Source organism: Gelria sp. Kuro-4 (assembly GCF_019668485.1).
Classification (GTDB): domain Bacteria; phylum Bacillota; class DTU030; order DUMP01; family DUMP01; genus DUMP01.
Map to the genome: position 1 here is coordinate 1,796,386 of NZ_AP024619.1, position 22,562 is coordinate 1,818,947.

Sequence of the window (22,562 nt, forward strand, 5' to 3'; positions counted from 1 at the left end):
TCATAAGCGAGGAGGACAAAGCTTGCTGGTCCTAGCTATAGGGGATATCGTGGGCAAGCCGGGGCGCCTGGCGGCAAAAACGCTCGTGCCAAAGCTTAGAAAGGAACTTAATGTGGATCTGGTTGTGGCCAATGGCGAGAACGCGGCGGGTGGCTTTGGGCTTACCCCGGAGGTGGCTGCGGAGCTGTGGCAGGCCGGTATAGACATTATCACCAGCGGCAATCATATTTGGAACAAACGGGAGATCTATCCATTGCTCGACCAGGAAAGCCGGCTTTTGCGGCCGGCTAATTACCCGCCTGGGGCTCCCGGTCAAGGGTGGACCATCTGGCGGCGGGGTGCGCAGGCGGCGGCCGTCGTCAATCTGGCCGGGAGAGTGTTTCTTGAACCCCTGGATTGCCCGTTTCGCTTGATCCGTGATCTCCTACCCCAGCTGAAAAAAGAGACGCCGGTGGTGATCGTTGATTTTCACGGAGAAGCCACTTCAGAAAAAGTGGCCTTCGGTTGGTACGTGGATGGAGCGGCCAGCCTCGTGTTTGGTACGCACACCCACGTCCAAACGGCGGACGAACGCATCCTACCCGGCGGGACTGGTTACATAACAGATCTGGGTATGACCGGCCCCCGGGATGGAGTGCTCGGTGTGGACCGCGAGATCATCATAAAGCGTTTCTTCAATCAATTGCCGGCCCGCTTTACGGTGGCCAAGGGAGATACGGAGCTCAGCGGCATCCTGGCGGACATTGACCCTGCTTCCGGCCGCACGATGCGGATCGAGCGCGTCCGTGAAAGCGTAGTTGCGGAATAGGGAGGGATAAGGTGGACTTCCGGGCGGACCTCCATACCCACAGCACCGCCTCCGACGGCACGCTCTCCCCCGGAGAGCTGGTGGCTGCCGCCCGGGAGAAAGGCCTGGGGGCAGTGGCGCTCACCGACCACGATACGCTGGCTGGTATCGGCGAGGCCGTTGAGGCAGGGCGTGAACTGAGCGTTACGGTGATACCGGGACTGGAGCTCAGTACCGAGGCGGCCGCTGAAGAGGTGCATGTGCTCGGTTACTTCCTTACCCCCCAGGCGGAGGAGCTGCAGCGCCGTTTAGCCGAGCTACGACGGCAGCGGCTCACCCGCGCCCGCCGGATGCTGGAACGATTGCGCGCGCTGGGCCTGCCGCTCAGCTGGGAAGCAGTGGCGGCGGAGGCCGGCACGGGTGCCGTGGGGCGCCCGCACATTGCGCGCGCCTTGGTGGCGGCGGGATATGTGGAGTCGGTGGAGGAGGCCTTTGCCCGCTATCTGGACCGCGGGCGGCCGGCCTACGTGCCGCGGGCCAAGCTCACTCCGGCCGGTGCCATCGCTTTGGTGCAGCGCAGCGGCGGTGTCGCCGTGCTGGCGCACCCCGGGCTCTTGTCCGGAGCAGGTCTTTTGGAAGAACTGCTGGAGCTCAATTGGCAGGGGATAGAGGTGTTCTACCCGGAACACAGCAAAGAAGTCGAGGAGAGGCTTTACGCGCTCGCCAGGATGCATAGCTTAGTGCCTACCGGTGGGAGCGACTTTCACGGCGCGGGCAAGGCTCAGCTGGGGGCGTGCAGCGTGGGCGGCGAGGTGCTTGCGGAGCTCAGGAGAAGGCGCAGGTTCTAAACCCTTGGCCTGGAGCCATACACTGGTTCCAGGAAGAAAGGGGGGGGGAACATGCGCCTCTTTTTGACTGTGCGGCCGCGCCCGGTGCTGTTGGTGCCGGCCGCAGTGCTGCTTGTCCTGGCGCTCCTTTTTGTGCGCGGCCTGGGTCGACCCGGCCCGGCGGTGGAGGAGCTCGGCCGGCGGGCCCAGGAAGAGCTCCGGCGCACGGCCAGCTACCGCTTTCGGTTGGCCATCCGCAGCGTCATTGAAGGCCGGGAAGCGGTGGTGAGTGAGGTGGAGGGGGAGTATGTACATCCCGATTCTTACCACCTGCGCGGGCGAAGTTATGATTACCCTTTGGAACTGTACCAGCTGGGGCGCCGCATCTTTTTTAAGGATCCCGCCGATGGGACCTGGAAGGAGGCACAGGGTGGTCCCAACCTGGTGACCGAGGCCGTGAGCCTGGGAACCAGCCCGCTGGTGGATTTTCTTCAGGCACCCTCGTTCGAGCTGGTAGGGCGGGAAAAAGTGGGAGGGGCTGGCTGCTATCGCCTGCGTTCGGAGCTGGGGGAAGTAGCCAATCCGTACTGGCGCGTTTTCTTTTCGGACTTCACCCTGGAGAGCTGGATCAGCCGGGCCACGTTTAAGGTTCACAGGCTGCGGCTGGAAGGTAGTAACCGGAGCGTACCAGGTGATAAACTAGAAATCGATCTAGTGGTTTACGACCATGATGCACCGCTTACCATCGCCCTGCCGCCTCAGCTACAAAAGAGCCAGTAAAAGAAAAGTTTTCTAACCCAGGAGGAGTTTTGGCGTGCGGGGAGAATATACGTTATAGGAAAAGAACCATTGATCCATCCTTTAAGCCAATAAAGGGGGTGAAGCAGGTCCGGTTCGGCTGAGTAAGTTCTCTGTGCAGCTTAAGAATGGGGGGGCTTAGTCGTGGAAGAAAAACTGAATGTCCTTGACATCGTGCGGGATCAAATCAAGACGGTGTGTGGCAAACTGGGGCTGGAACCAGTCGTCTACGAACTCCTCAAGGAGCCGGTGCGTTTCCACGAGGTGACCTTCCCCGTCCGGATGGACGACGGCAGCATTCGCGTCTTCAAGGGCTATCGCTCGCAGCACAACGACGCCATGGGCCCGACCAAGGGCGGTATCCGCTTCCATCCCGATGTCTACGCCGATGAGGTAAAGGCCCTTTCCATGTGGATGACCTTCAAGTGCGCCACGCTGGGACTGCCCTACGGCGGTGCCAAGGGCGGCCTCATCGTCAATACGAAGGAGCTTTCTCAAGGCGAGTTGGAACGCGTCTCGCGCGGCTTTATCCGCGCGCTGGCGCCCTATGTCGGGCCGGAGAAGGACATACCGGCTCCGGATATGTATACCACCCCGCAGATCATGGCCTGGATGATGGATGAATACGACAAGATCAAAGGTTACCCCAACCCGGGCATGATCACCGGTAAGCCCATAGCCGTTGGCGGATCGCTGGGCCGGTCCTCCGCTACTTCCCGGGGTTGCCTGTTTGTGGCCCGTGAAGCGGCGCGTAAACTGGGCTTCGACGTAAAGGGCGCCAGGGTGGTCATTCAGGGCTTCGGGAATGTCGGCGGCTTTGCGGCCGAACTCTTTGCCGAAGCCGGTACCAAGGTTATCGCCATTGCGGACACGAAGGGCTGCGCCTACGATGCCGACGGGCTCGATATTAAGGCTCTGGAGGCATACAAGAAGGAACACGGCAGTGTTGCCGGCTTTGGCGCCGCCAACCTCAGCAAGGAAGAGATGTTCGCGCTCGAGTGCGACATCTTGGTTCCGGCGGCCATGGAGAACCAGATTACGCCGGAGATCGCCAAGAACATCAAGGCGAAGCTTATCGCTGAAGCGGCCAATGGACCCACCACGCCCGAGGCGGATAAGATCATTAACGAGCGTGGCATCCTTGTCCTGCCCGACATCCTGGCGAACGCGGGCGGCGTGACGGTGTCTTACTTCGAATGGGTCCAGAACCTGCAGAACTACTACTGGACCGAAGAAGAAGTCAACGCCAAACTCGAGGTTAAGATGGTGCAGGCGTTCAACGATGTGTGGGCCATGCACGAAAAGTACAACGTCAGCATGCGCGATGCCGCCTATATGACGGCTATCGACAAGGTAGCCCGGGCGATGAAACTGCGCGGTTGGTACTAGAGTAAGGGTGTAAGCGGGGTAGGCCCTGCCGGAAGGCAGGGCCTACCTGAAGGGCCAATTGGAACCATCAACCACTCCTAGCGGGGGATGGTTCCAAGAGCAGAAAGGAGGTGAGGTGGGTGGCAGCGACCAATCCGGGTCTCCTGATTAACCCCAAAAGCGGCATTCCCCTCTACGTACAGTTGAAAAATCAAATTAAGCACTTCATCAATACCGGCGTCTGGGAACCCGGCTTGAAGCTGCCGACGGAGCGCGAGCTGGCAGAGACCCTGGCTGTAAGCCGCAATACGGTGAGCGCGGCTTACAAGGAACTCGAAGCAGAAGGATTTCTGGTTTCCCTGCAAGGACGTGGGACCTTTGTAGCGGGAGAGACACCAAACAGAAAGAAAACAAGCCGTAAGGAACGCCTGCTGAAAGTTATTGACTTGGCGCTGGAAGAAGCAGCCGAGCTAGGTTTTAGCCCGGACGACTTTCTCGCGTTTACCGTAGGCCGGGCACGCGAGCGCAAGCAGCTCTTAAGCACAGTGCGCCTCGCCTTTGTTGCCCCTGCTGACGATCAAAGCGAGTACTTTCGGCAAGAACTCGTGGCGGAGGCAGGGGTTAAGGTTGTGCCTTTCCTTTTGAGCCGGGTTAAGAACCGGCCGGAGGAGGCGCGCCAGGAGTGGCGCAGCGTCGACCTGATTGTTACCACCTTGCCGCATGTGGAAGCGGTCAAGCAGCTGGCCTACCCCCTGGAGAAGCCGGTGGTGGGCGTGTCGTTGGAGCTGGAGCTTGAGACCATTGTACGCATTGCGCGCCTTCCGGAAGGAAGCACGCTGGCCCTGGTGTGCCGGGATCCGGCTTTCGCGCAGGGTGTGAGTGAGGCTTTAAGGGGTGCCGGCATCATCGGCATCCACATCCGACCGGGTACGACGGCCGAGCTTAAGGACATCCTGGCCGGCAGCGATGCTGTGGCCAGCTCCTTGGACCGGTTGGCCGAGGTCAAGAGGCTCACCGACAAAGAGGTAATACCGCTGCAGTACCGCCTGGATACCGGTTCCATCAACATGCTGCGCTGCTTGCTTCTGGACCTAAAAAAGCAGGAACGGGAGCCTTGACGAAAGGGAATGAGGTGAAATTTATGCCGAAAGTGCCGGCGGAAATAAAACTCAACGAAAAGTGGTGCAAGGGCTGCGGCATCTGTATCGCCTTTTGTCCGGCGAAGGTGTTCACGGCCCGTGCCGATGGGAAACCGGTGATAGCTGATCCAGCTGCCTGCACAAACTGCGGCCTTTGCGAACTCAGGTGCCCGGACTTCGCGATCAGTTTAGGAGGTAAAGCCCATGGCGAATGATCGGAAAGCGCAGCTTCTTTCCGGCAATGAAGCCTGCGTGCGCGGCGCCCTGGCTGCGGGCGTGCGGTTCTTTGCCGGTTACCCCATAACCCCGTCCACCGAAGTGGCAGAGGGTCTGGCCGCTGCTTTACCGAAAATCGGCGGCACCTTTATCCAGATGGAAGACGAAATAGCCAGCATGAGCGCCGTTGTCGGCGCTTCCCTGGCCGGGCTGAAGGCGATGACGGCCACCTCCGGTCCGGGATTCTCTTTGAAGCAGGAGAACATTGGTTTTGCGGCCATGACGGAGGTCCCCTGCGTAATTGTCGATGTGCAGCGCTACGGCCCGAGCACCGGCCTGCCCACCTCGCCGGCCCAGGGTGACATCATGCAGGCGCGTTGGGGTACGCACGGCGATCACCCGATGATCGCCCTGATGCCTTCCTCCGTCCGCGAGACCTTCGACCTGACGGTGGAGGCCTTTAACCTGGCGGAAGAGCTGCGGACCCCCGTGATCCTGCTCTTGGACGAGGTCGTGGGGCACATGCGTGAACGAGTCGAGTTGCCCGCGCCCGGGGAAGTGCGCGTGGTTTCCCGGGTGAAACCCAGTGTGGACCCGGAGAGCTTCCTGCCTTACGAACCGGGCCCCAACCTGGTTCCGCCGATGCCGGCCTTCGGCGATGGTTACCACTTCCATGTCACCGGGCTGGTTCACGATGAGAGCGGTTTTCCTTCCGGGCGGGGACAAGACGGCGACCGCCTGGTGCGGCGCCTGCACGCCAAGATCATGAAGCGGCGGCCCGCGGTCGCCCGGGCGGAAGAATGGGAGCTGACGGATGCGGAGATCGTGGTCGTGGCGGCTGGTTCGGTGGCCCGTTCGGCGCGGGCGGCGGTGCGTGAAGCTCGGGCGCAGGGACTCAAGGCAGGGCTCCTCCGTCCGGTGACTGCCTGGCCGTTCCCGGAGGATGCCGTGCGGACGGCGGCGAAGCAGGCCAAGACCATCATCGTGGCCGAGATGAACCTCGGGCAGATCGTCCGCGAAGTTGAGCGGATAGCGATGGGCCAAGCGGAGATTTCGCCCCTCAACCGCTTGGATGCCGAGCTCATAACGCCAGCGGAAATCTTAAAGCGGATTCAGGAGGTGGCGGCACATGTCGGTTGAGGAGCTCATGGAGCGCTATTTCCGGGTGAATAAGCTGCCCCACATCTGGTGCCCGGGTTGCGGTAACGGGATCATCATGGGCGCCGTGGTTCGTGGTTTGGACCAGGCAGGGATAGACCAGAAGAAGACGGTCATCGTTTCCGGCATCGGCTGCTCTTCCCGCGCTCCCGGCTACATGAAGTTCGATACCTTGCACACCACCCACGGGCGCGCGATTGCCTACGCCACGGGTGTCAAGCTGGCCCGACCGGAACTTAAGGTTGTGGTCTTGACCGGCGATGGGGACTGTGCAGCCATCGGGGGGAACCACCTTATTCACGCCGCCCGGCGCAATATCGACCTTACCGTGGTGGTTTTCAACAACGACATCTACGGCATGACGGGCGGACAGTACAGCCCGCTTACCCCGCGCGGCAGCTACGCCACCACGGCCCCTTACGGTACGGTGGACCGCAATTTCGACCTCTGCGAGCTCGTCAAAGCGGCGGGGGGTACCTTTGTGGCCCGGGGGACAACCTACCATACGCGGCCCCTCATCGACCTGGTAGCCAAGGGGCTGGAGCACAAGGGCTTTTCCTTCATCGAGGTTGTCAGCCAGTGCCCCATGTACTACGGGCGCAAAAACAAGCTGGCCTCGCCGGTGGCGATGCTGGAGTGGCAAAAGGAACACGCCGTTCCCGTTAAAGCCGCAGCCAAGCTCTCGCCCGAGCAGCTGGAGGGCAAATTCTTGATTGGGGAACTGTACCACCAGGATGCACCCGAGTACACAGAGGTCTACGCCGAAGTGGTGGCCAGGGTAAGGGGGGAACAAAAGTGACGAAAACCGAAGTGCGTTTGAGCGGCTTTGGCGGGCAGGGCCTGATCACCGCCGGCATTATCCTGGCCGAAGCTGCGATTCTCGATGGAAAAAACGCCGTACAAAGCCAGTCTTACGGCCCGGAAGCCCGGGGCGGGGCCAGCAAAGCAGAGGTTATCATCAGCGACGGCGACATCGATTACCCGAAGGTGGGCGAGGCAGACCTGTTCCTGGCGATGAGTCAACAGGCCTGCGATAAGTACGCTTCCAGCATCCGCGCGGGCGGGGTTTTTGTGGTGGATACGGATCATGTCCAGAAAGTTCCCGCCTTCACCGGCCAAATCTACCGTGTGCCGATAACTAAAATAGCGGTGGAGCAGGCGGGGAAGGACCTGGTGGCCAACATTGTCGCCCTGGGCGTCATCGTCGGTCTCACCGGCCTCGTGAGCCGCGAGGCCTTGGAGACGGCGGTCCTCGACCGTGTACCGCCGAAGACCAAGGACCTGAATAAAAAAGCGCTGGCCGCCGGTTTTGCTGCGGCGGAAGGACTCCTGCACCAGGGAGGCGAGTGAATGTGGCGGACCTAAAGGAGATACAAGCGGCAAAGGCAGCCTGGGAAAACGGGCCAGTGGCGAAGACCACAGCCCGCTTTCCGGAACGCAAGTCTGAGTTCACCACTTTATCCGGTACTCCGGTGGAGCGCCTTTATACCCCGGTGGATACGGCCGACCTAAATTACGAGCGCGACCTGGGGTTCCCAGGCCAGTACCCTTACACCCGCGGTGTACAGCCGACCATGTACCGCGGGCGACTCTGGACCATGCGCCAGTATGCCGGCTTCGGAACGGCGGAAGAATCCAACGAGCGCTACAAGTACCTTCTGGCCCAAGGGCAAACCGGCCTCTCCGTGGCCTTTGACCTTCCCACGCAAATAGGCTACGATTCGGACCATGCGCTGGCCTGCGGCGAAGTCGGCAAGGTGGGGGTGGCCATCGACTCGCTGGCCGACATGGAGACGCTGTTTAACGGGATTCCCCTCGACAAGGTCAGCACCTCCATGACCATCAACGCCCCCGCCGCTGTACTTCTGGCCATGTACATCGTGGTGGCGGAGAAGCAAGGCGTTCCCTCGACGAAGCTTTCGGGAACGATTCAGAACGACATTCTCAAGGAGTACGCGGCGCGCGGCACGTATATCTTTCCGCCCAAACCCAGCATGCGCCTCATTACCGACATTTTTGCCTACTGCTCCCAGCACCTGCCGGAGTGGAACACCATCTCGATCAGCGGCTATCACATCCGGGAGGCCGGCTGCACGGCGGTACAAGAGGTGGCTTTCACCCTGGCCAACGGCATCGCTTACGTCGAGGCGGCGGTCCGCGCGGGCCTGGACGTGGATGCCTTTGCGCCCCGGCTGTCTTTCTTTTTCAACGCCCAAATGGATGTCTTGGAAGAGGTGGCCAAATTCCGGGCTGCACGCCGGCTCTGGGCCCGGATCATGAAGGAACGCTTCGGCGCCAAGAACCCGCGCTCGTTGATGCTCCGTTTCCATACCCAGACCGCCGGTTGTGCGCTTACCGCCCAGCAGCCGGACAACAACATCATCCGTGTCACGCTGCAGGCGCTGGCGGCCGTTTTGGGCGGCACGCAGTCACTGCACACCAACTCCCGGGACGAGGCGCTCTCACTGCCCACGGAAGAGTCGGTACGCATTGCGCTGCGCACCCAGCAGATCATCGCTTATGAGAGCGGCGTCACCAACAGCATTGATCCGCTGGCGGGCTCTTACCTGGTGGAAAGTCTTACCAACCGGATCGAAGCGGAAGCCGGTCAGTACCTGGAACGGATCGATAAGCTCGGCGGAGCGGTGGCGGCCATCGAGGAAGGCTTTATCCAGCGCGAGATTCAGGAGAGCGCCTACGCTTACCAGAAGGCGGTGGAAGCCGGCGAGCGCATTGTTGTGGGCGTTAACAAGTTCCAGGTGGAAAACGAAAAGCTGCCGGAGCTTCTCAGGGTGGATCCAGAGGTGGAACGCCAGCAGTGCGCCAAGCTTGCCGGGCTGCGCTCGAGCCGGGACAACGGGCGCGTTGCCGCCAGTCTGACTCAGCTTAAGACCGCCGCGCAAGGCGAGGCTAACCTGATGCCTTACATTCTCGAGTGTGTGCGGGCCTACGCAACGCTGGGCGAAATCTGCGGCGTCTTGCGCGAGGTATTCGGGGAATACCAGCCGGCGGTGATCTTTTAGGAGGTGCGGGTATGGAACGGCCAATCAGGGTTTTGATTGCCAAACCAGGGCTCGATGGGCACGATCGCGGCGCCAAGGTTCTGGCCCGGGCCCTGCGCGATGCGGGCATGGAGGTCATCTATACGGGGCTGAGGCAGACCCCCGAGCAGATTGTTGAGGCGGCGCTGCAGGAGGATGTTGACGTTATCGGCCTTTCCTGCCTTTCCGGCGCCCACAATCACCTTTTCCCACGTGTTACAGAGCTACTGCGGGAAAAAGAGGCGACGGACATCCTGGTGTTAGGCGGCGGGATTATACCGGAGGAAGATATCCCCGGCCTTATCGCCGCCGGCATCAGCGCCGTGTTTACGCCCGGCACGCCCACGGCGGCGGTCGTGGAGTACATTAAGGAGCACGTTAAGCGGTGATTGAACACAAGGATTATTGTGTCCCGGCTGATACCTGGGCGGCGCGCGTGGCCGGAGGTGACCGCCGGGCCCTGGCCCGCGTCATCAGCTTTTTAGAAAACGACGATCCCTGCGGGGTGGCGGCCCTCAAGGAGCTTTACGCCCGCACCGGCCGGGCGCACATCGTAGGGATCACCGGCCCCCCGGGGGCGGGGAAAAGCAGCTTGGCGGACAAGCTGATTCGCGAGCTGCGCGGCCGGGGCAAGACTGTAGGTGTGGTGGCCGTTGACCCGACCAGCCCCTTCAGCGGGGGAGCCATCCTGGGCGACCGGGTGCGGATGCAGGGCTGGACGGGCGACAGCGGCGTTTATATCCGCAGCATGGGTACGCGCGGCAGCCTGGGCGGCCTGGCCCGGGCTGCCTACGGTACAATACAGCTCTTGGATGCGGCCGGGTTCGATTACGTTTTGGTGGAGACCGTGGGCGTCGGGCAGTCCGAGGTGGACATCGTCCGCGTGGCCGACACAGTGGTGGTGGTGGCGGTTCCGGGCCTGGGGGACGACATCCAGGTGAGCAAGGCGGGCATTACCGAAATTGGTGACGTCTTCGCTGTGAACAAGGCCGACCTACCGGGTGCCGAACGCGTGGCCACCGAGCTGGAGATGATGCTGGACCTGGGCAACCACGCGGCCTGGCGGCCGCCGGTGGTGCTCACCGTCGCCGCGAGCGGCAAGGGCATACCGGAGCTGGTGCAGGCGGTGGGAGACCATTTTGCCGCCCTCGTACGCGCAGACCAACTGGTCAAGCGGCGTCTGGCGCGTGAAAAGGAAGCCCTGCTCCTGCGCCTGGCGGAGAGGGTGCGCCGGGAAATCCTGCAAAGCTGGTCCCAGGAGGAGCTGGCACGGTTGTGGTCGGATTTGGCCGCGCGGCGACTTGACCCCTATACCCTGGAAGAAAGGCTGTACAGCGTCTGGAAAGGGGCGAAGGAAGCATGAAGATCAGCCGGATAGATCATGTGGGTATTGCGGTCCGAAGCTTGGAAGAGGCCCTCAAGTTTTATGAAGGGGTGCTGGGCATCAAGGCCAGCGGTGAGGAAGAAGTACCGGAACAGCTGGTGCGCACGGCGTTTTTGCCGGTGGGAGACAGCGAAATTGAACTCCTCGCATCCACCAGCCCGGAAGGCCCCATCGCCCGCTTTATCGAAAAGCGGGGCGAGGGGATCCAGCACATCGCCCTGCGCGTGGATAACATTGAGGCGGCTTTGGAGAGACTGAAGGCGGCGGGTGTGCGCCTGCTGGATGAGGTGCCGCGGCACGGCGCCGGGGGCGCCCGGATCGCCTTTCTCCATCCCAAGGCCACCGGCGGGGTGTTGCTCGAACTGACAGAACGCGCTTAGGCTCCCCTTGACCGATCATAAGGTAGTAGATACAATGGAAGCAAAATGTGCCAGGAGGTGGGCGAATTGCCAAAGGATGTCTTAACCGATCTGGCCGAGCAACGGTCCAGGGTGCTGGCGGCCGGAGGGGAGAAGCGCATCGCGAAGCAGCATGGTATGGGCAAGCTTACGGCACGCGAGCGTCTGGCGCGGTTGCTGGATGAAAACAGTTTTGTGGAACTGGATATGCACGTCCGCCACCGCTGCACCGAATTCGGCATGGCCGAGGTCGAGGCGCCGGCTGAGGGTGTCATCACCGGGTATGGCACCATCGACGGGCGTTTGGTGTATGTTTTCGCCCAGGACTTTACCGTTATCGGCGGTTCATTGGGCGAGATGCATGCCAAAAAAATTACGAAGGTTATGGATCTGGCCCTGAAGATGGGGGCACCGCTCATCGGCATCAACGACTCCGGGGGCGCCCGCATTCAAGAAGGTGTGGATGCGCTGTCCGGCTACGGGCAGATCTTCTTTCGCAACACCATCGCTTCCGGTGTCATTCCGCAGTTTTCAATAATCATGGGCCCCTGCGCCGGGGGCGCGGTGTATTCGCCGGCACTCACGGACTTCATCTTTATGGTGCAGGGGGCGAACATGTTCATCACCGGCCCGCAGGTAATTAAAGCGGTCACGGGGGAAGACGTTTCGGCCGAAGAGTTGGGCGGCGCCCAGACCCACAACCGGACGAGCGGGGTCGCCCACTTTATGGCCGCCAGTGAAGATGAGTGCTTTGCCCAGGTGCGCACGCTGCTCTCCTACCTGCCCAGCAACAACCTGGAGGCACCGCCGCGGCGCGCCAGCGCCGACCCGCTGACCCGGGCCGACCTTTCTTTGCGCGACGTCGTTCCGGCCGAGTCGAATCGAGGCTACGACATGCGGGATGTCATCACCCGGGTGGTGGACGAGGGCGTTTTCTTTGAGACCCAGAGCCTATACGCGCCCAACATGCTCACCGGTTTCGCCCGCCTTAACGGCTACAGCATCGGGATCATCGCCAACCAGCCCCGGGTGCTGGCCGGGTGTCTTGATATCAATGCCTCGGACAAGGCTGCGCGCTTCATACGCTTTTGCGATGCCTTCAACATCCCGGTGGTTAACTTTGTGGACGTCCCGGGCTTCCTTCCCGGTACGAACCAAGAGTACGGCGGCATCATCCGTCACGGGGCAAAAATGCTCTACGCGTACTCGGAAGCCACTGTGCCAAAGATCACCCTAATCGTGCGCAAGGCGTACGGCGGTGCGTATCTGGCCATGTGCAGCCGCGACCTGGGTGCGGACCAGGTGTTCGCCTGGCCGGGGGCGGAAATCGCCGTCATGGGCCCGGAGGGTGCGGCCAACATCATCTTCCGCAAAGACATCGAGGCGGCGAGTGACCCGCAGGCGATGCGGGAAGAAAAGATCGCCGAATACCGTGAGCGCTTCGCCAATCCCTACATCGCTGCCGCCCGCGGCTACCTGGATGACGTGATCGATCCGGCAGAGACACGTTCACGCTTAGGGTGTGCCCTGGAGATGCTGGCCAGCAAACGGGAAACCAGGCCCGCCAAGAAGCACGGGAACATCCCGGTATAGAGAGCAGGTGATAGGAGTGGAACCGCGTATCGGCGCCTTAGCCTTGACCATTATCGACATGACCATAGTCTTTGCCGTCCTTTTTGGTTTAGCCTTGGTGATTAGACTCACGAAATGGGTACTGGCCCAGGGGCAGCGCGGCCGGGAGGATGGTGCGGTGGTGGTGACTGAACCAAAGGAAGCCCCGGCTGCGGCGGGACCAGTGGCGGCGGACGGGGTCGGGGTCACGCCGGCTGTACTCTCCGCCATCACCGCGGCTCTGGCGGCCTATCTGGGTGACGGGCCAGCTGACTTGCGCTTGAGTTCCCTCCGACGGCTGGAGCCGGCGGAAAGCTGGAGCGCCGCCGGTCGCCTGGAGAACACTGCAGGAAGAAGCCACTTACAGATGAGGAGGTTTTCGTAAGTGAGAAAGTTCCGCGTCACTGTCAACGGCGAGACATACGAGGTAGAGGTGGAAGAGACCGGGGCCGTGGAGGCCGTCGCTCCCGCCGCCAAGGCGGCTGCACCGAGTGCGCCTCCGGCTCCGGCAGCCCGGGCAGCGGAGCGTCCGCAGCCGGCTCCGGCGCCAAAACCGGCGGCCCAACCAGCGGCGGCCGCTGCCGGCAGCGTTAAGGCCCCCATGCCCGGCAATATCCTGGCGGTGAAGGTTAAACCGGGCGACCAGGTGAAGAGCGGCCAGGTGCTGCTCACGCTGGAGGCCATGAAGATGGAGAACGAGATTGTGGCGCCGCGCGCGGGGACGGTGAAAGATGTTTTTGTGAGCGCCGGGCAGTCGGTGAACACGGGCGATGTGCTGGTGAACCTGGAGTAAAAGGCGCACCGGGAGAGTGAGGAAATGAGCATTCTGGACAATCTGGCGACCCTGGCCGCAACGACGGGCCTCGCAGAGCTGACATGGGGCAACGTCGTTATGATCCTGGTGGGCTGTGCGTTGCTGTACCTGGCCATTGCCAAGGGGTTTGAGCCGCTACTCTTGGCGCCCATCGGTTTTGGTTGTGTTCTGGCCAACCTGCCGCTCACCGGCATCATGGACGAGGGTGGACTGCTGCGTTATCTCTACTTTGGCGTCGAGCACGAGATCTTCCCTCCCCTCATCTTCCTTGGAGTCGGTGCGATGACGGACTTCGGGCCGCTTCTGGCCAACCCCAGCACCATACTCTTGGGGGCGGCGGCCCAATTCGGCGTTTTCGTCTCGCTTTTGGGTGCTGAACTCTTGGGGTTCAACATAAGAGAAGCGGCCTCGATCGGGATCATCGGTGGTGCCGACGGGCCTACCGCCATCTACCTCACCATGAAGCTGGCTCCCCACCTGCTTGGACCGATTGCGGTTGCCGCCTACTCGTACATGTCTCTGGTACCACTTATTCAACCGCCCATCATGCGGGCGCTGACTACGCCTAAAGAGCGCCAGGTGGTGATGGAGCAGCTGCGGCCGGTGTCGAAGGCCGAGCGCATTCTGTTTCCCATTGTTTCCACCGTTACCGTGTCATTGCTTCTTCCCCCGATCGCGCCCCTGCTCGGGATGCTGATGTTGGGGAACCTGTTACGGGAAAGCGGCGTGACCGAAAGGCTTTCGAAGACGGCCCAGAATGAGCTGATCAATATCATCACCATTTTCCTGGCGACTTCCGTCGGGGCCACCATGAATGCTGAAAGCTTCCTCAACGCACAGACGATCAAGATTATTCTACTGGGCCTGGTGGCCTTTGCCGGCGGCACCGCCAGCGGAGTACTTTTGGGCAAGGTCATGTATGTCCTGTCGGGCGGCAAGGTGAACCCGCTCATTGGCTCTGCCGGCGTATCGGCGGTGCCGATGGCGGCTCGCGTTTCCCAGGTGGTTGGGCAGCGCGAAAACCCGGGCAACTTCCTCTTAATGCACGCCATGGGGCCCAACGTCGCCGGTGTCATCGGTACGGCCGTGGCGGCGGGCGTGATGCTGGCTCTGCTGCAGTAAAAGGCAGCGGCCGCGCGGCATAGAAGACGGCCACCTGCATAAAATATACTGCTTAGTAAGAGTGAGCAGGTGGTAAGGATGCAAGAAGAATGTGCCGGCGGCGTTGAAGCGCTGCACCGCGAGATCAGCGGCCTGGAAGCGCGGCTGGCCGGGCTGCGCCTGGGCAGGCGTGTACTCATGAATCTCATTGAGCTGCTCGAGAAAAGACGGCGCACAGAGGTGCAGCAGCTGGAGCGGGAGGTGGCGCGTCTAAAACGCCGCAACCGAGCGCTGGCCCGGCTCCTCTGGGAAAAAAGCAGGCTGAGTGTCGAGCCGGTAGAGAAGCCGGCCCGACCGGGGTCAGAAAGACGAGCGGAATAAGAAAGCGGCCTTTACCTAAAGCCTCCACCCGGCGGTGGGGGCTTTTTCGTGCCCTGATCCTGTTAAAACAGCATACAGAGCGCCAATCCTGTGCCAAGAATTTTTATTGGCGAAGGGCTCCTTCTATCTTGCATTTAGCTCTGGTTTATGCTTAAATAGACGTGTTGTCAAGGAAAGGAGTGACACTGGTGACGGTCGTACAGGAAGAAACCCCCCTCTTTACGGCCCTCAAGAAGTACCTCGACGCTGGAGTGTTGCCCTTTCACGTTCCCGGTCACAAACAAGGGCGCGGTTTGCCGGAGTTTACGAATTTCGTCGGGCCCAATGTCATGGGGATCGACCTGACCTGCATGGAGGACCTGGACAACATCTGCAGCCCTCGGGGGGTTATCCAGCAGGCAGAGGAACTGGCTGCCGAGGTATGGGGGGCAGACCATGCTCATTTCTTGGTCAACGGCACCACGTCGGGCATTCAAGCCATGATCATGAGCGTCTGCGCTCCGGGAGATGAAATCATCCTGCCGCGCAACGCGCACAAGTCGGCCATCGGCGGGATTATCTTAAGCGGGGCACGCCCGGTTTACATTGAGCCGGATATTGATGATTACTTCGGCATCGCCATGGGAATCAGTGTAGAGCGGGTGGCCCGGGCGCTGCAACAACACCCGCACGCCAAAGCGGTGTTCGTGATCAACCCCACCTACTATGGGGTGGCTTCACCGCTGGAGGCGATCATCCGCCTTGCGCACGCATACGGGGCAGCGGTCATCGTTGACGAGGCGCACGGCGCCCACCTGCGGTTTCACCCGGAGCTACCGGTGAGCGGTGCCGAGGCGGGAGCCGATCTTGTCGCCACCAGTGTTCACAAGCTGGCCGGGTCGTTAACGCAGAGTTCACTCCTTTTGGTAAATGAAGGCCGGGTGGATCCCAAACGGGTGAAAGCAGTGCTCAACCTTACCCAGACCACCAGCCCTTCCTACGTGCTTTTAGCATCGCTTGATGTCGCGCGCAAGCAGATGGCGGCTGAGGGTCGGCGCTTGGTGGACAAGGCGCTGCGCCTGGCTCGTCGGGTGCGGGCTCAGCTGGCGGAAGTGCCCGGCCTGGTGGTGCTGGACGAAACGGTGCTTAACGACAGCGGTTGCTATGCTTTCGATCCGACGAAGATTGTGGTCAATGCCCGCGAGCTGGGCCTTTCCGGCCACGAACTGGAGAAACTGATGCGCCGGCACTTTGGCGTCCAGGCCGAGCTCTCTGATCTTTACAACGCCCTCTTCTTAATTACCATCGGTGATGACGAAGGGCTGGTGGAGCGCCTGGTGGCGAGCCTGAAGACCATCGCCGGCCGGCGCGAACGGTTCAATGTGGTCAAGTACCCCACCTACCTGCCGGAGCTGCCGGAGCAGGTATTGTCCCCCGAAGAAGCCTTCTACGGTGAAACGCGCTCGGTCCCACTGGATGAGGCGGAAGGCGAGGTCAGTGCGGAGATGATTATGGCGTATCCGCCGGGCATCCCTCTGATTTGCCCCGGAGAGCGGCTGAGCCGTGAGGTAATTGATTATATCAATATCTTAAAACGCGAACGCCTTAACCTACAGGGCACCGAGGATCCAACCGTAGGGCGAATCAAAGTGGTCCAAAGCTGCCCCGCTTTGGCCCGACCACGGATCGACCTGGCCCAGCACGTGGGTTGATCCCTCACCCTGGCCGTTCTTTTGTCTGGCGGCCAGGTTTTTGTTATAATAGGAGACAGGGTTTCAGGAAGGGTGAGATGGGTGGCGCGCGGAAAGTTCTTGCTGAAGGTGGCCGGGTGCCAGATGAGTTTTCACGATGCCGAGGTGCTGGCCGGGCTCCTTAAGCAGGCCGGCTACACGGAGGCGGCTGCGCCTGCCGAGGCCGACGTTATTGTTTTTCAGACCTGCTGCGTGCGCGAGACGGCGGAACGCAAACTTTACGGCCAGGTCAACGAGCTGCGCGGCTTAAAACGCGAGAAGCCGGGGCTCATCGTCGGTCTGGCCGGTTGCTTGGCGCAAAAGGACAGGGAAAAGGCCTTGCAGCGGTGCCCCCACCTGGACTTTGTGCTGGGAACGCAGCGGTTGGGCGATCTGCCCCAAATCCTCGCCGCCCTCAGGGATGGCTGCCAGGGGATCGTGGATGTGGACGAAGGGGCGAACCTGGAGGGACTTCCCATAGCGCGGGCGGAGGGCGTACGGGCTTACGTAAATATCAGCTACGGCTGCAACAACTTTTGTACCTACTGCATAGTTCCCTACGTGCGCGGGCCGGAGAAGAGCCGCCCGCCGGCGGCGGTGCTGGCCGAGGTGGAGGAGGCGGCGCAGGCCGGCTACCGTGAGGTCATGCTTCTAGGACAGAACGTGAACACCTACGGGCGGGACCTTGAGGAGCCTACTGATTTTGCCGCCCTGCTGCGGCGGGTGGATAAGGTGCCACAGCTCGCGCGGATCCGGTACATGACTTCCCACCCGCGTGACTTTACGGAAGAGATGATCCGAGCGGTAAGGGAAACAGAAAAGGTCTGCGAGCACTTCCACCTGCCGCTGCAAGCCGGTAGTAACCGCATCCTGGCGGCGATGAACCGCGGTTACACACGTGAACGCTATCTGAAACTGGTTGCGAAGGTGCGCTCCCTGGTACCGGGTGCCAGCATAACCACCGACCTGATCGTCGGTTTTCCCGGAGAGACGGAGGAAGACTTTCAGGCCACGCTGGACATGGTGGAAAGGGTGCGCTTTGACGCCGCTTACACCTTCATCTTTTCACCGCGCGAAGGAACGCGGGCGGCTACTCTGCCCGGCCAAGTTACGGCGGCGGTAAAGAAGGAACGCTTGGCCCGGCTGAACGCGTTGCAGAACCGCATCAGCCGGGAGCTGAACGAGGCTTTGGTCGGCCGGGTGGTGGAAATCCTGGTGGAGGGCCCGAGCAAGAACAACCCCGACCGGCTGGCCGGCCGGACGCGGACCAACAAGCTGGTGCATTTTACCGGACCGGCGAGCCTGCGCGGGGAGCAGGTGAAGGTACGCATCAAGAGGGCCTTTACGTGGACGCTGGACGGGGATCTGGTGACGCCGCCCAACTGAAGTGCGGGGGCGTGACCGGAGCGACGACTTTGGTCGAGGGAGGGGAGAGGACGGTGGCGGAGACACCGATGATGGAGCAGTACCGGGAGATTAAAAAAGAGTACCCGGACACCATCCTCTTCTTCCGTTTGGGCGACTTTTACGAGATGTTCTTTGCGGATGCGGAACTGGCATCCCAGGAACTGGGGCTGACTCTAACCTCCCGTGAGGCCGGCAAGGGCCGGCGGGTGCCGATGTGCGGCGTACCCTACCACGCCTCGGATGGTTACATTGCGCGCCTTTTACAGAAGGGGCATAACGTAGCCATCTGCGAGCAGGTGGAGGACCCGCGGCTGGCCAAGGGTTTGGTGGAGCGCCAGGTGGTCCGGGTGGTGACACCCGGCACCCTGCTCGACAGCGACGTTTTGGAAGAAAAACGGAACAACTACCTGGTGGCGCTGGCGCGCGACGAGGAACGCTGGGGCCTGGCGGTGCTGGATGCCGGTACAGGGGAACTTAAGGTGACCGAGCTGGCGCTCGCAGAGGAGGAGCAGCTCCTCGAGGAACTGGTGCGCCTGCAGCCGGCGGAGGGTCTCCTGGCGCCGGTACTGGCGGCGGATGAAGCGTTCCGGGCGCGCCTGGAGGAAGTGGTTAAGTTTCCCTGTGGGAAGCTGGGGCCACACTCTTGGGAAAAGGCCGAGGCGGAAGCGGCGCTGGCCAAGGTGTGGGGCGACGACTACGCAAAACGGTTCAATTGTCAGGGATTGGGCCCGGCCCGGGTGGCTGCCGGCGCGGCCCTGAATTACCTGGCGAGTACCCAGAAGACGCTGCCGGCGCACGTTACAGAACTGGTGCCGTATACCATCAGCGCCTACATGCAGCTGGATGCCTATACACGGCGGAACCTGGAACTGGTGCGCACCCTGAGGGAAGGGAAAGTGCAGGGTTCGCTGCTGGGAGTGCTGGATCTTACCGTTACCGCCATGGGTGGCCGGCTGCTGCGCCAGTGGCTGGAGCAGCCCCTGCGTTCGCCCCGGGCCATCAACCGGCGCCTCAGCGCCGTAGCGGAGCTGCGCGGCCGCGACACCTTGCGCCAGGAGCTGCGGCGCCTGCTGCGCCAGATACCGGACTTGGAAAGGTTGCTCGGTAAGGTTGTTTACGGCACGGCCACACCGAAAGACCTGGCCTCCTTGCGCACCGGTCTCGGCGTGCTGCCAAATGTTATTGCCTGCCTGGCCGGACTGACGGCCGCCAAGCGGCTGTGCGCCGACCTTGCGCCGCTGGCGGATTTGCGGGAGCGGCTGGCGGCTGCTCTGGTGGACGACCCGCCGGCCACCGCCCGGGAAGGTAAGCTTGTCCGCCCGGGCTACGACGCTGAGATTGACCGCCTGCGCGAGCTGGCCCAGGGCGGGCGGCAGTGGATTGCCGCCTTGGAAGCACGCGAGCGGGAGCGTACCGGCATTAAGTCGTTGCGCGTTGGGTACAACAAGGTGTTCGGGTATTACATAGAAGTGACGCGGGCCAACCTCGACAATGTACCCCCAGACTACATCCGCCGACAAACGCTGGTGGGAGCCGAGCGCTTCGTCACGCCGGACCTGAAAGAGCAGGAGGCCAGCATTTTGGGTGCCCAGGAACGCTTGGCGGAGCTGGAGTATGCTGTCTTTCGCCGCCTCTGCCAGGAAGTGGTGGCGGAGGCGGCTGCGGTGCGCCGGACGGCCCAGGCACTGGCGCGGCTGGATGTGCTGGCTACGTTTGCGGAAGCGGCCGCCCGCTACAATTATGCCCGGCCCGAGGTCAATGCCGGCGATGTCATCCGGCTGGTGGAGAGCCGGCACCCGGTGGTGGAAAGGCTCCGCCCGGAAGTGCCTTTTGTACCCAACGACGTCTATCTCGATGGCGGAGAGAACCGTTTTATCCTGCTCACCGGACCGAACATGGCCGGCAAGTCGACCTGCATCCGCCAGGTGGCCCTGAACGTGCTGCTGGCGCAAGTGGGAAGCTTTGTCCCCGCGCGGCAGGCGGAAATCGGTGTTGTCGATCGCATCTTCACTCGGGTAGGAGCGGCCGACGACCTGGCGGCCGGGGACAGCACCTTTATGGTGGAGATGCGCGAGTGCGAGGTGATTCTTCGGGAGGCCACCCCCAAAAGCCTGGTTATCTTGGACGAGGTAGGACGCGGAACCAGCACCTTGGACGGTCTTAGCCTGGCGCAGGCCATTGCGGAGCACCTGGCGGCGCAGGTGGGTTGCAAGACGCTTTTTTCCACGCACTACCATGAGCTGACAGCTTTGGCCGGGAGGGTTTCCGGGATTAAGAATTTCAGCATGGCGGTGGCAGAAAAGGGACAGGACCTTCTCTTCCTCCGGCGGGTGGTGCCGGGCGGCAGCGATCGCAGCTACGGCATCCAGGTGGCACGCCTGGCCGGCCTACCCCAAGCAGTGTTGCGGCGGGCCGCCGAGGTGTTGGCGTCTCTCAGCGGCCAGGAGGCGGCGGCCAGGGAGGCTGCAGCCACCTGGGATACGGCCGCTTCGGTGTGGGAGCGGGTGGGGCGGCGGCTGCTGGCGCTGGACCTGGCCAAAACCCCTCCCCTGGAGCTGGCGCTCCAGGTGGCGGAGCTGCAAGAGGAATTGCGACGCGGGGGTGCAGCCAGTGGGAAAGATTAAGGTGCTGCCGGCTGAGGTGGTGGAGAAGATCGCCGCGGGTGAGGTGGTGGAAAGGCCGGCTTCGGTGGTGAAGGAACTGGTCGAGAACTCCCTCGATGCAGGAGCGACGCGCATCGAGGTGCGCCTGGAGCGGGCGGGGTTGGGACTGATCGCCGTCCGCGACAACGGGGAAGGCATGACGGCTGAGGATGCGGCTTTGGCCTTGACCCGTCACGCTACCAGCAAGATCCGTACGGCAACAGATTTAGCGGCGGTGGTCAGCTTCGGCTTCCGGGGCGAGGCTTTACCCAGCATCGCCGCAGTGTCACACCTCGAGCTGGTTTCGGCCGTGCGCGGTGCCGTGGCCGGGGTTAAGGTGGCTTGCACGGGCGGGGGCGGGCCGGAAGTAACCAGCTGCGCGGCCGCGCCGGGGACGCTGGTTGAGGTACGGCAACTCTTTTTCAACACGCCGGCGCGCTATAAGTTCCTCAAGAGCGAAGCCACGGAGCTGAAGCATATTGTTGAGGTGCTGACGCGTCTGGCGGTGGTGCGCCCGGACGTCTCTTTTCAGGCCGCGCACGAGGGCCGGGAGCTCTTTACGACCTCGGGTTCCGGTGACCGGCGTGAGGTGCTGGGCCTGGTTCTAGGCCGGGGTGAGGACGCTCGGTGGTTGCCCCTGGAAGCGGACAACCGCCTCTTTCACGTGCGCGGCTGGCTGGCACCGCCCGAACTGGCACGGACAAGCCGGCAGCAACAAATCATTATCATCAATGGGCGCTGGGTAAAAAGCCCGGTCCTGGCCCTGGCGGTGGAGGGTGGGTACGGCCCGTTTTTGGTCAACAGCCGCCGGCCGGTCTTTTGCCTGGAGATCAGTTCCGAGCCGGCGTTGGTGGATGTCAACGTACACCCGGCGAAGCTTGAGGTGCGCCTCAGCCACGAACAGGAACTTAAAGCGCTGGTGGGTCAGGCGGTGCGCCAGGCGCTGCGCCGCCACGCCGTTTTGCCGGCGGCATCTTCCCGCATGCCGGCCCCGGCGCTCGGAGACAATAAGGAGGACTTCCGGCAACCGGCGGCCTGGGTGGTAAAGGAAAGAGCAATCGCCTATCCCCGGGAGGAGCCGGCGGGAAGCCCGCGTACTTTTGCATTCCCTGCCGCCGACCCGGTTGGAAAGGGCCTTCCTGCCCCTGGCGGGCCGGCGGAAGGGGCGCCAACCGAGGTGGAAGGCTGTGGCAGCTTTCCGGCCCTTACGTTGCTCGGCCAGATACTGGACACTTACCTGGTGGCGTCCGGCCCGGAGGGGCTTTACCTGATCGACCAGCACGCGGCCCACGAACGGATTTTGTTCGAGCAGCTGCTCGCGGAAGCGGAAAGGGGAACAGTAGCCGTGCAGCAGCTGGCGGTACCCCAGACCATAACGGTAACCGAGCCGGAGCTTGCGGTCTGGCGGGAGGGGAGTGACACCTGGCGACGGATCGGGTTCGATTTGGCGGAATTCGGCGCCGATACCCTGGTTCTCCGTGCGGCGCCCAAGGTGCTCACACTCGGGGCGGCCGTACGGCTGGTGCAGGACCTCTTGGAACAACCCCCGGCAGGGGAACAGGGCGCCTGGGAGCGCGAGCGTCACCGGCTGCTGTCTTTGCTGGCCTGCCATGGCGCGATCCGTGCCGGCCGGCCGCTTTCGTTGGCGGAAGGGAAAGAACTGCTCGCTCAGCTGGCGCGCTGCCGGCATCCTTACAACTGCCCGCACGGCAGGCCCACCTGCCTTTGCCTGACGAAGCGGGAGCTTGACAAGCGTTTCTTACGCCTCCTGGCTTAGGGGG

Annotated in this window: 22 protein-coding genes; all 22 read left to right on the forward strand. The window is 62.2% G+C overall.

The features are described 5' to 3' along the window. Positions 1-22 precede the first annotated feature (22 nt). The 22 genes from K5554_RS08995 (at position 23) to mutL (ending at position 22,558) form a co-directional block, all read left to right on the forward strand. On the forward strand, positions 23-808 hold the full coding sequence (locus tag K5554_RS08995) for a TIGR00282 family metallophosphoesterase (protein WP_221038172.1): 786 nt from the start codon (positions 23-25) through the stop codon (positions 806-808). A gap of 11 nt (positions 809-819) precedes the next feature. Then, complete coding sequence (locus tag K5554_RS09000; protein ID WP_221038173.1) at positions 820-1,635, forward strand: PHP domain-containing protein; 816 nt, start codon at positions 820-822, stop codon at positions 1,633-1,635. Positions 1,636-1,686: 51 nt separating this feature from the next. Next, positions 1,687-2,394, forward strand: a complete 708-nt coding sequence (locus tag K5554_RS09005; RefSeq protein ID WP_221038174.1) for a hypothetical protein — start codon at positions 1,687-1,689, stop codon at positions 2,392-2,394. A 162-nt stretch (positions 2,395-2,556) separates the two neighbouring features. Continuing rightward, on the forward strand, positions 2,557-3,801 hold the full coding sequence (locus K5554_RS09010; RefSeq protein WP_221038175.1) for a Glu/Leu/Phe/Val dehydrogenase: 1,245 nt from the start codon (positions 2,557-2,559) through the stop codon (positions 3,799-3,801). 119 nt (positions 3,802-3,920) lie between these two features. Next, entirely contained in the window at positions 3,921-4,898 is a 978-nt protein-coding gene (locus K5554_RS09015) for a GntR family transcriptional regulator (protein ID WP_221038176.1), read from the forward strand. 23 nt (positions 4,899-4,921) lie between these two features. Next, positions 4,922-5,134, forward strand: coding sequence for a ferredoxin family protein (locus K5554_RS09020; RefSeq protein WP_221040567.1), 213 nt, complete (start codon positions 4,922-4,924; stop codon positions 5,132-5,134). Then, a complete protein-coding gene (locus K5554_RS09025) occupies positions 5,124-6,275 on the forward strand; it encodes a 2-oxoacid:acceptor oxidoreductase subunit alpha (protein ID WP_221038177.1) in 1,152 nt (383 codons plus the stop codon). The genes K5554_RS09020 and K5554_RS09025 overlap by 11 nt, the downstream gene beginning before the upstream one ends. Next, entirely contained in the window at positions 6,265-7,092 is an 828-nt protein-coding gene (locus tag K5554_RS09030) for a 2-oxoacid:ferredoxin oxidoreductase subunit beta (protein ID WP_221038178.1), read from the forward strand. Before K5554_RS09025 ends, K5554_RS09030 begins: the two co-directional genes overlap by 11 nt. Continuing rightward, positions 7,089-7,643, forward strand: a complete 555-nt coding sequence (locus K5554_RS09035; protein WP_221038179.1) for a 2-oxoacid:acceptor oxidoreductase family protein — start codon at positions 7,089-7,091, stop codon at positions 7,641-7,643. Before K5554_RS09030 ends, K5554_RS09035 begins: the two co-directional genes overlap by 4 nt. 20 nt (positions 7,644-7,663) lie before the next feature. After that, positions 7,664-9,316, forward strand: a complete 1,653-nt coding sequence (locus tag K5554_RS09040) for a methylmalonyl-CoA mutase (protein WP_370636978.1) — start codon at positions 7,664-7,666, stop codon at positions 9,314-9,316. Positions 9,317-9,327: 11 nt separating this feature from the next. Next, on the forward strand, positions 9,328-9,723 hold the full coding sequence (locus K5554_RS09045) for a cobalamin B12-binding domain-containing protein (RefSeq protein ID WP_221038181.1): 396 nt from the start codon (positions 9,328-9,330) through the stop codon (positions 9,721-9,723). Then, positions 9,720-10,697 (forward strand): methylmalonyl Co-A mutase-associated GTPase MeaB, encoded by a 978-nt coding sequence (meaB, locus tag K5554_RS09050; RefSeq protein WP_255565343.1) that lies wholly within the window; start codon positions 9,720-9,722, stop codon positions 10,695-10,697. Before K5554_RS09045 ends, meaB begins: the two co-directional genes overlap by 4 nt. After that, positions 10,694-11,098: a methylmalonyl-CoA epimerase gene (gene mce / locus K5554_RS09055; RefSeq protein ID WP_221038182.1), complete on the forward strand. Its 405-nt coding sequence runs from the start codon at positions 10,694-10,696 to the stop codon at positions 11,096-11,098. Before meaB ends, mce begins: the two co-directional genes overlap by 4 nt. A gap of 45 nt (positions 11,099-11,143) precedes the next feature. Beyond that, on the forward strand, positions 11,144-12,709 hold the full coding sequence (locus K5554_RS09060) for a carboxyl transferase domain-containing protein (protein ID WP_221038183.1): 1,566 nt from the start codon (positions 11,144-11,146) through the stop codon (positions 12,707-12,709). 16 nt (positions 12,710-12,725) lie between these two features. Beyond that, the gene (locus K5554_RS09065; RefSeq protein ID WP_221038184.1) at positions 12,726-13,112 is read left to right on the forward strand and encodes an OadG family protein; all 387 of its coding nucleotides are present in this window, start codon (positions 12,726-12,728) and stop codon (positions 13,110-13,112) included. After that, a complete protein-coding gene (locus K5554_RS09070) occupies positions 13,113-13,520 on the forward strand; it encodes a biotin/lipoyl-containing protein (protein WP_221038185.1) in 408 nt (135 codons plus the stop codon). A 24-nt stretch (positions 13,521-13,544) separates the two neighbouring features. After that, a complete protein-coding gene (locus tag K5554_RS09075; protein WP_221038186.1) occupies positions 13,545-14,663 on the forward strand; it encodes a sodium ion-translocating decarboxylase subunit beta in 1,119 nt (372 codons plus the stop codon). A 78-nt stretch (positions 14,664-14,741) separates the two neighbouring features. Beyond that, positions 14,742-15,023 (forward strand): hypothetical protein, encoded by a 282-nt coding sequence (locus K5554_RS09080; RefSeq protein ID WP_221038187.1) that lies wholly within the window; start codon positions 14,742-14,744, stop codon positions 15,021-15,023. A gap of 188 nt (positions 15,024-15,211) precedes the next feature. Further along, complete coding sequence (locus tag K5554_RS09085) at positions 15,212-16,714, forward strand: aminotransferase class I/II-fold pyridoxal phosphate-dependent enzyme (protein WP_370636864.1); 1,503 nt, start codon at positions 15,212-15,214, stop codon at positions 16,712-16,714. 81 nt (positions 16,715-16,795) lie between these two features. Beyond that, positions 16,796-18,118 carry a tRNA (N6-isopentenyl adenosine(37)-C2)-methylthiotransferase MiaB gene (gene miaB / locus K5554_RS09090; RefSeq protein WP_255565345.1) on the forward strand — a complete coding sequence of 441 codons (1,323 nt, stop codon included), beginning with the start codon at positions 16,796-16,798 and terminating at the stop codon, positions 18,116-18,118. Beyond that, positions 18,079-20,763: a DNA mismatch repair protein MutS gene (gene mutS, locus K5554_RS09095; RefSeq protein WP_255565346.1), complete on the forward strand. Its 2,685-nt coding sequence runs from the start codon at positions 18,079-18,081 to the stop codon at positions 20,761-20,763. Before miaB ends, mutS begins: the two co-directional genes overlap by 40 nt. Continuing rightward, positions 20,750-22,558, forward strand: coding sequence for a DNA mismatch repair endonuclease MutL (gene mutL / locus K5554_RS09100; RefSeq protein ID WP_221038188.1), 1,809 nt, complete (start codon positions 20,750-20,752; stop codon positions 22,556-22,558). The genes mutS and mutL overlap by 14 nt, the downstream gene beginning before the upstream one ends. The last annotated feature ends 4 nt before the right edge of the window (positions 22,559-22,562 follow it).

Coding starts and splice junctions, on each gene's coding strand:
- K5554_RS09005 (WP_221038174.1), top strand. CDS start 1,687: ATGCGCCTCTTTTTGACTGTGCGGCCGCGCCCGGTGCTGTTGGTGCCG.
- K5554_RS09020 (WP_221040567.1), top strand. CDS start 4,922: ATGCCGAAAGTGCCGGCGGAAATAAAACTCAACGAAAAGTGGTGCAAG.
- K5554_RS09025 (WP_221038177.1), top strand. CDS start 5,124: ATGGCGAATGATCGGAAAGCGCAGCTTCTTTCCGGCAATGAAGCCTGC.
- K5554_RS09030 (WP_221038178.1), top strand. CDS start 6,265: ATGTCGGTTGAGGAGCTCATGGAGCGCTATTTCCGGGTGAATAAGCTG.
- K5554_RS09045 (WP_221038181.1), top strand. CDS start 9,328: ATGGAACGGCCAATCAGGGTTTTGATTGCCAAACCAGGGCTCGATGGG.
- mce (WP_221038182.1), top strand. CDS start 10,694: ATGAAGATCAGCCGGATAGATCATGTGGGTATTGCGGTCCGAAGCTTG.
- K5554_RS09060 (WP_221038183.1), top strand. CDS start 11,144: ATGTGCCAGGAGGTGGGCGAATTGCCAAAGGATGTCTTAACCGATCTG.
- K5554_RS09075 (WP_221038186.1), top strand. CDS start 13,545: ATGAGCATTCTGGACAATCTGGCGACCCTGGCCGCAACGACGGGCCTC.
- K5554_RS09080 (WP_221038187.1), top strand. CDS start 14,742: ATGCAAGAAGAATGTGCCGGCGGCGTTGAAGCGCTGCACCGCGAGATC.